The organism is Vibrio rubrogenes, assembly GCF_059641415.1.
The window spans coordinates 1-384 of the sequence record NZ_JCARSY010000130.1 but is presented as its reverse complement, the minus strand read 5'-3'; the positions used below and the strand labels follow the sequence as shown (position 1 = coordinate 384).

The window sequence follows — 384 nt, the reverse complement described above, 5'->3', positions numbered from 1 at the left end:
AAAACCGCTGGTTTGAACTGTCGAGCCAAAAATAGTTAGAAAGTGGTGGGCGATACCGGGTTCGAACCAGTGACCCCCTGCTTGTAAGGCAGGTGCTCTCCCAACTGAGCTAATCGCCCACTTTCAGGCGTCTTCCCCAAAGTGAGGAAAATGGTGGGTCGTACAGGATTCGAACCTGTGACCAATTGGTTAAAAGCCAACTGCTCTACCAGCTGAGCTAACGACCCGGACTTCTTTTAAGAAGTGGTATCCCGTAGGGGAGTCGAACCCCTGTTACCGCCGTGAAAGGGCGGTGTCCTAGGCCTCTAGACGAACGGGACATTGTCTGCCTTATGACTTCCCAAAACTGAAAAATCACAACGCTACACGCTCTGTTATAAACCA

The 384-nt window shown here is 50.8% G+C and carries 3 tRNA genes; all 3 read right to left on the bottom strand.

From position 1 onward, the window contains the following. Positions 1-43: 43 nt before the first annotated feature. The 3 genes from AC55NX_RS20875 to AC55NX_RS20865 all read right to left on the bottom strand — a co-directional run bounded on the left by AC55NX_RS20875 (position 44) and on the right by AC55NX_RS20865 (position 320). Positions 44-119, bottom strand: a tRNA-Val gene (locus tag AC55NX_RS20875). Between the two features lie 32 nt (positions 120-151). Then, a tRNA-Lys gene (locus AC55NX_RS20870) sits at positions 152-227 on the bottom strand. Positions 228-244: 17 nt separating this feature from the next. Further along, positions 245-320, bottom strand: a tRNA-Glu gene (locus tag AC55NX_RS20865). Between the last annotated feature and the right edge of the window lie 64 nt (positions 321-384).